This is a genomic window from Nonomuraea sp. NPDC049152 (assembly GCF_040648355.1).
GTDB lineage: Bacteria > Actinomycetota > Actinomycetes > Streptosporangiales > Streptosporangiaceae > Nonomuraea.
This window is the reverse complement of sequence record NZ_JBEZDO010000073.1, coordinates 1-6,521: the sequence shown is the minus strand read 5'-3', so window position 1 is coordinate 6,521 and position 6,521 is coordinate 1. Positions and strand designations below refer to the sequence as shown.

8 protein-coding genes are annotated in these 6,521 nt (G+C 68.8%); 6 read left to right on the top strand and 2 right to left on the bottom strand.

The genetic code is table 11. The features are described from left to right. Window positions 1–201: 201 nt before the first annotated feature. From AB0B45_RS51120 to AB0B45_RS51100, 5 genes are all read left to right on the top strand, one after another. A complete protein-coding gene (locus AB0B45_RS51120; protein WP_358146275.1) occupies window positions 202–1,056 on the top strand; it encodes a hypothetical protein in 855 nt (284 codons plus the stop codon). A gap of 239 nt (window positions 1,057–1,295) precedes the next feature. Continuing rightward, a complete protein-coding gene (locus AB0B45_RS51115; RefSeq protein ID WP_358146273.1) occupies window positions 1,296–1,634 on the top strand; it encodes a hypothetical protein in 339 nt (112 codons plus the stop codon). 708 nt (window positions 1,635–2,342) lie between these two features. Beyond that, window positions 2,343–3,773, top strand: a complete 1,431-nt coding sequence (locus AB0B45_RS51110) for a glycoside hydrolase family 6 protein (RefSeq protein ID WP_358146271.1) — start codon at window positions 2,343–2,345, stop codon at window positions 3,771–3,773. Between the two features lie 343 nt (window positions 3,774–4,116). Further along, window positions 4,117–4,266, top strand: coding sequence for an alpha/beta hydrolase (locus tag AB0B45_RS51105; protein ID WP_358146269.1), 150 nt, complete (start codon window positions 4,117–4,119; stop codon window positions 4,264–4,266). Further along, entirely contained in the window at window positions 4,266–4,742 is a 477-nt protein-coding gene (locus AB0B45_RS51100; protein WP_358146267.1) for an alpha/beta fold hydrolase, read from the top strand. Before AB0B45_RS51105 ends, AB0B45_RS51100 begins: the two co-directional genes overlap by 1 nt. Before the next feature lie 16 nt (window positions 4,743–4,758). Here AB0B45_RS51100 and AB0B45_RS51095 read toward each other — a convergent pair whose 3' ends face one another. Together AB0B45_RS51095 and AB0B45_RS51090 are read right to left on the bottom strand one after the other, a co-directional pair. Continuing rightward, window positions 4,759–5,178 carry an HPP family protein gene (locus AB0B45_RS51095; protein WP_358146265.1) on the bottom strand — a complete coding sequence of 140 codons (420 nt, stop codon included), beginning with the start codon at window positions 5,176–5,178 and terminating at the stop codon, window positions 4,759–4,761. A 134-nt stretch (window positions 5,179–5,312) separates the two neighbouring features. Next, the gene (locus tag AB0B45_RS51090) at window positions 5,313–5,786 is read right to left on the bottom strand and encodes a carboxymuconolactone decarboxylase family protein (protein WP_358146263.1); all 474 of its coding nucleotides are present in this window, start codon (window positions 5,784–5,786) and stop codon (window positions 5,313–5,315) included. Between the two features lie 86 nt (window positions 5,787–5,872). Here AB0B45_RS51090 and AB0B45_RS51085 point away from each other — a divergent pair, with 86 nt between their 5' ends. Continuing rightward, window positions 5,873–6,430 carry an ABATE domain-containing protein gene (locus tag AB0B45_RS51085; RefSeq protein ID WP_358146261.1) on the top strand — a complete coding sequence of 186 codons (558 nt, stop codon included), beginning with the start codon at window positions 5,873–5,875 and terminating at the stop codon, window positions 6,428–6,430. Window positions 6,431–6,521: the final 91 nt, after the last annotated feature.

Sequence of the window (6,521 nt, the reverse complement as noted above, 5' to 3'; positions counted from 1 at the left end):
CCCGCCGTATTGGACCCCGCCCGAGAATCCCTACACCTGCATCCCCTCGATGTGCTGACACCGTCTGGTAGGTGCCTGTCTCGGACAGCGATCCCAGGGGAACACTGAGCCCTTCTCGTGCGAACCATGGCGCGATGTGCACCCTCGAACGCGTTCCAGATCGCACGATCATGACGATTGCTCAGCCTGTAGCCTGACGCCGTGGAGGAGATCTGGCGTCGACTCGAGGGTTATCACGCGATCGTGTACTTTGCCCCAGAGACCGAGGCGGTCTACTCCGCGGCGGGACTCAAAGGCTTTTGGATGGGCTACTTCGCCACTCGTTCGGCCGTACTCGGGGCCGTCTCCGCTGACGTGGTGACCGCATCCTTCTACAACTTCGCCCCTGCGCGGGTTGCCCGCGCCCTCCCCGACGCCTGGGTGTTCTGCTCGCCTGAGGCCGCTTTGAACGCCCGGCTCAAGGTGGTCGATCAGTCGCTCCGACGCCTGCTCGGCGATCTCGTCGCCGCCCCGCTGACCGCCGAGGCCGCCGCACTCGCCCGCCGCGCGGTCGAAGCCTCCCCGCGCGCAGGACGGACCCTGTTTGCCGCGCATGCCGTGCTGCCCGTCCCCGCCGAGCCGCATCTAGAGCTGTGGTGGGCGGCGACCGCTCTACGAGAGTTCCGCGGTGATGGGCACATCGCGGCGCTGCTGGCGGCCGGGCTGGACGGGTGTGAGGCAAACGTGGTGTCGGTGGCGATGGGCGTGGCCCCGCAGCAGCAACGCGATTACCGCGGCTGGACCGAAAAGGAGTGGGCCGCGGCCACGGAACGTCTGCGTGATCGCGGCTGGCTCGCCGCTGACGGAACCCTCAGCGCCGAAGGGCGCCGCAGGCGTGACGCGGTCGAGGCCACGACCGAGGAGCTCGCCAAGCCCGCCCTGGCCGCCCTCGGAACGGAGGGGATCAGCCGGCTCACCGAATGCCTTCATCCCCTCATCCAGCGAATCGTCGACGGGGACGCCATCCCTTTCCCCAACGCGATGGGCCTTCCACGAATCCGGCTCAACTCCGGCTGAGACAGGCTTTCTCTGCCTGCTGCCGTTACCGGCCGACGCGAACCGGATCGGCCGAGGCCGCCACCAGCCTGCGTTCGACCGACGGATGCGGCGGGCGGCGACGCAGGCGATCGTCCGCGAGGCCTACCAGCAGACCGCCGGGTCTTTACTATCCGCATGACTCTTGATTACTCGCTCTTCACTGCTAGCCTCTCACGGTGCCTGGGGGGTTTGCCCCAAGAACCGACTAAGGGAGAGTTATGCGTACGAAGCTGTTCGTCGCCGCCCTGATCGCCGGGATGGCGACGACGCTTGTCAGTGTCCCCGCGGCGAACGCGGCCGACTCACGTCTGCGATGCGTAACCCACAAGATCACCATCAAGGGCAGCGACAAGATCCTCAAGGTGCACAACGGCTGCGCCGGACGGGTCAAGGCCAACGTGCACCAGACCGGTAGTGACTCCGGCTACAAGGAGATCGCCCGTGGCGGGACTCGTACGTGGGTCGGTGGCAAGTGGCATTACGTCTGCGGTCTGAAGATCTACTACAAGGGAACCCGCTACTACAACAAGGTCAGCGGCAACCTCGGCGACTGCTAGAGGACCGGTCAGGTAATTCGGGTGTGACCTCGAACTCGCCAGTCGGGGTCGTAGCTGGCGGCGGCGGCCTTGCCTGGTCGTCCACCACCGCAAGGTGAAACCAGCGCCTGGCCGCCGTCGGCTACGTCTGGGCCTTCCCGCCAGGCGGGCTCGGCGGAGCCGGCCTGCTGACGGCATCGCATGTCAAGGGGCGCGGTCTGGTATGGCGGGTGCCGGTCGGCCAGCTGGTCGCCGAGAGAGCTGCGGCGGTACGGGACCTGCCGTCCGTCGCGAGCCCGGGTGACCAGACCCGTGGCGTACGTCGCGGGCGGGTCGCCGACTGGTCCCGAGACTGGCTGCGATGTTGCGCCGTGGCCGTGAGCAACATCTACTTCCCGCAATCGATCAGTCCGCTGGTCGCCGCCGGGTGGTGAGGCGCGTGCGTACTCGTGGCGTTGCTCGCCGCACTCGCCCCGGCCGTCCAGCTCGTGGTGCTGTACGGCCGAAGGCCCCTGATCAACGAGGAACCAGCCAGGAGCCGGCGCTGCGCGCCTCCTACGACGAGATGAGCATGGACAGCCTCCTTCACCCATCGCTCCGGTTTCTCGCAAATGGTCACGAAAGCGGCGAATCTCTGTGAGATTGGATCACCCACGTGGTTTTGGATGCCTAGAAGGGACGCATTACGTGCGATCGTTAACCCGCGTGATGGCGATCACGGTCTCGGCGGTGACAGCGTTATCGGTGGTGGCCGCAGCGCCCGCCGCCGCGGCGCCCCAGCTGGTGGTCAACGGCACGTTCACCGGCGGCACCGCGCCCTGGTGGAACTCGGCGAACACCTCGATGGCCGTGGACGCAGAGCGGCTGCGCGTCACCGTGGCGGGCGGCACCGCCAACCCGTGGGACGCCATGGTGGCCCAGAACGACATCTCCCTGATCAAGGGCAAGGCGTACACGCTCTCGTTCGACGCCTCGGCCTCCGCCCCGGTCACCGCGGTCACCACCGTGCAGCTCGCGGACTCCCCGTACACCAACACCCTGAACAAGACGATCTCGCTCACCACGACGAGCAAGCGCTTCAGCTTCCCCTTCACCTCCAGCCTCAGCACGTCGGCCGGGCAGGTGTCATTCCAGCTCGGCAAGAACGCCGGCTTCGGCTTCTACCTGGACAACGTCTCGCTGACCGAGAGGACGTCATCGCCGTCCCCGTCGCCCACGGCTACCACTTCTCCGAAGCCGTCGCCCACGCCGACCACCTCGCCGAAGCCCGAGCAGCCGGGATCCGGGCCGGTCGCCATGACCAACGGCTTCTACGTCGACCCGGGCTCCAACCCGGCGAACTGGGTGCGGGACAACACCGGTGACTCCCGGGCGGCGCGCATCAAGTCGTCCATCTCGTCCAAGCCGATGGCCCGCTGGTTCGGCGGCTGGAGCGGCGACGTCCGCGCCGCCGTCTCCACGTACGTGACCGCCGCGGACTCCGCCGACAAGCTCCCGGTCCTCGTGGCGTACAACATCCCGGGCCGCGACGCCTGCGGAGGGCACTCCGGTGGCGGGGCCGGCAGCGAGCCTGCGTACAAGACGTGGATCTCCGCGTTCGCCTCCGGCATCGGCGACCGCCCCGCGGTCGTCATCATCGAGCCCGATTCTCTCGGCGACTTCGGCTGCATGAACGACGCCGCCATCCAGGCGCGCAACCGCATGCTGACGTACGCCACCCAGCAGTTCCGCGACAAGGCCCCCAACCCCTGGGCCTACCTCGATGCCGGCAACGCCGGCTGGGTAGCGGCCGGGACGATGGCGACGCGGCTCAAGAACGCGGGCGTCGGCAACGTCCATGGCTTCGCGGTGAACGTCTCCAACTACTACCCGACCGCCCAGTCGGCCACTTACGCCTCCTCGGTCAATTCGTCTCTGGGTGGCGGCGCGAAGTGGGTGATCGACACCAGTCGCAACGGCAACGGCTCCAATGGCCAGTGGTGCAACCCGGCCGGCCGCAAGCTCGGCGCCCCCACCCAACTCGGTGGTGGCGGTGGCACCGAGATGCTGCTGTGGGTGAAGATCCCCGGCGACTCCGACGGCAACTGCGGCATCGCGCCGAACACGCCCGCCGGCCAGTTCAGCCCGGCCATCGCCATCCGCCTGATCGACGGCGCCTGACCTGGCGTCTGAGCCGTCCAGGCAGGCCGTTGCCCCAAAGGCGCGTATGGCCTGGCCTGGAGACGCTCCGGCTTGGCTACGTGCCTCTGTGGTGTTCGCTGGGCGGACCGGGATGGGCAGCCGCCGCGGCTCCATGATTCGTGACCGACCAGGCTCTGCGTGGTTGCCGACCACCCACATTCGCCCGCCTTTCGGGCGCTCCGTCACAGGCAGATCTGGAGCGCCCCAGGGGGTGGCCGAGGCTCTGCGGGTCGGCGTGAGGCCCGCCCAAAGTAGGCACCCGCATTACTCCACACGTAATCGCCCTCGTCGCACGTCTCGAAAACAATGGGGCCATTGGGAAATGTTCTTCGAGACAACCGACGGGACCCGCCTGGCGTACGAGGACTACGGGCAGGGCCAGCCCATCGTGTTGGTCGCCAGCTGGGTCCTGAACAGCGACATGTGGGAGTACCAGGTCCCCTTCTTCGTCGAGACGGTTACCGCTGCGTGATGCTCGACCGTCGCGGTCATGGCCGCTCGGACCGCCCCTCGACCGGGTACGACCTGAACACCAGCGCCGATGATCTGGCGGCGCTCCTGGAGCACCTCGACCTGAACGAGGTCATCCTGGTCGGGCACTCGGCGGGCGGCGCCGAGATCGCCCGTTACCTGGCCCGGTACGGGGAGGACCGCATCGCCGGTGCCGCTCTCGTCTCCGCCGTCCTGCCCTACCTCAAGCTGACCGACGACAAGCCCGAAGGCGTGCCGGAGGCGGCCCTGCAGGCCACTCTCCAAGCCTTCCGGACCGACCGCCCCAAGTGGTTCACCGGGCAGGCGCAGCTCTGGTTCGCCACCCACCTCAACGAGGTGTCGCCGGTCATGATCGAGCACACCGTCGCCCAGTGCCTTTCGACCTCCCCGTGGGCGACCGCCAAGCTCTTCGAGGCGGTGTTTCGGTCTGTCCACGACAGATCGGGGAGCTGGTGATCTGACCTTTCGGGGGTCAACCCGTACGGCGAGGGCGGGCCAGGCGCGGGACGGTGGCCAGGACGGCGAGGATGGCCGCACCGGCCGCCAGGGCGAGGGCGGGGACCAGCTGGCCGGTCACGCCCAGCAGCGCGGCCGACGCCGCGGCGGGGGCGTGGAAGGTGCCGGTGACCAGCATCGCCACGACCCCCACCCCCACCGCCAGCATCGCGGCAGGTGTGCCAGGCCCGGCGACGAACGCCGCACCGAGCCCTGCCGCGGCCGCCATGAGGTGGGCGAGCAGCACGGTGAGCGGGCGAGCCGCCGGGGTGCCGGGGGCGACGGCGATGAGCGCGGCCGAGGCGGCGAGCGGAGGTGCAAGCGTGGGCTCCCCGGCCACCGCCTGCACGACCGCCAGCGGCGCGAGCAGCACCAGCGTCACCTCCACAGGCCGCATCCGCCCGACTCTGGCCGCCCACCCGCCGCCCTCCAGCCGACCGGCGCCCTCCGTTCGGCCCGCACCCTCTTTCCTACCGGCACCCTCTTTCCGACCGGCACCCTCGGCCCGACCGGCGCCTAGGCGCGCGATCGTCATGCCGCCGGCCAGTCGTTCTCGGTCTCCGCCACCTTGTTGACATAGTTCGTCATCGTCTGCAGGGCCACCAGCGCGATGATCTCCAGGATCTGCTCGTCGCTCCACCCTGCGGCCCGCGCCTCGGACGGATCGGCGTTGCCGCGCGTCTCCGTCAGCGCCCGGGCGAACTCGACCGCCGCGGCCTCCTTGGCGTCCTCAGCGCTGCCCTGCTTGGCCAGCTCCACGTCGGCGTCGCTGAGCCCCGCCGATGTCTTGCCGCTGTAGGTGTGCGCGGCGACGCAGTACGAGCAGGCGTTGGCCGCACCCACGGTCAGCGCGATGCGCTCGAAGGTGGTCTGCGGCAGCGTGCTCTTCTTCAGCGCCCGCGCCAGACCCTGGTAGCCCTCCAGCACGGCAGGCGAGTTCGCCATGACCCGCACCATGTTCGGCAGCTTGTCCAGCTTGGGATCCCCCTGCACCGGCTTGATCATTCAACAAACCCTTCTAACGGAACATCTCCGACAAGGCCGTTATATTATCACGCCTTTGCAGAGACATACCCGTTAGAATGGAGAGCATGGACGACGACCCGCTGGCGCTCCGACTTGCCAGTACCATCCGAGCCCGCCGCAGCGGCCTCACCGACGCCTTCGCGACCGTCGACGACCTGACCGCCTGGGTCCGCGACCAGGACCTGTCCCCCTACCTCGACACCGCGACCTTCACCGCCGACGAGCGGATCAGGGTCAGTACGGTCGCCCTCCGCCAGGCCGTGCGCGCCCTCTTCGCCAAGGCCGTCTCCCCCCACCCGCCCAGCCCTGCGGATCCCGGAGCCCTACCCCCGCTACCCGAGGCGCTCGCGCTGGTCAACAGCGCCGCCGCCCCCATGCACCGCCGCCTCGAGTGGTCGGACACGCCGGAGGAGCACCTCGAGGTGCACGGCGACCACCTTGCGGCCGCCCTGGCCAACGCCGCGATCGACTTCTTCGCCGGCCCTGATCTCCCGCAGGTCAGGGTGTGTCCCGCCCCGAGGTGCGTGCTGTATTTCGTCAAGCGCCACCCCCGCCAGGAGTGGTGCTCGGTGGCGTGCGGCAACCGCGCCCGTGCCGCACGCCACTACCACCGCGACCGCTAGAAGATCACTGAAGATCTTGGTCTGTGCCCGCCGTGGGTGGGATCGGCGTCCTGTCGTCAGGCGGTGGTTGGCTCGAGGGTCCAGACGCCGC

Excerpts from the sequence above, each read along its gene's own strand:
- AB0B45_RS51100 (WP_358146267.1), top strand. The coding sequence starts at position 4,266 with ATGCTCGACCGTCGCGGTCATGGCCGCTCGGACCGCCCCTCGACCGGG.
- AB0B45_RS51105 (WP_358146269.1), top strand. The coding sequence starts at position 4,117 with ATGTTCTTCGAGACAACCGACGGGACCCGCCTGGCGTACGAGGACTAC.
- AB0B45_RS51085 (WP_358146261.1), top strand. The coding sequence starts at position 5,873 with ATGGACGACGACCCGCTGGCGCTCCGACTTGCCAGTACCATCCGAGCC.
- AB0B45_RS51115 (WP_358146273.1), top strand. The coding sequence starts at position 1,296 with ATGCGTACGAAGCTGTTCGTCGCCGCCCTGATCGCCGGGATGGCGACG.
- AB0B45_RS51090 (WP_358146263.1), bottom strand. The coding sequence starts at position 5,786 with ATGATCAAGCCGGTGCAGGGGGATCCCAAGCTGGACAAGCTGCCGAAC.
- AB0B45_RS51095 (WP_358146265.1), bottom strand. The coding sequence starts at position 5,178 with ATGCGGCCTGTGGAGGTGACGCTGGTGCTGCTCGCGCCGCTGGCGGTC.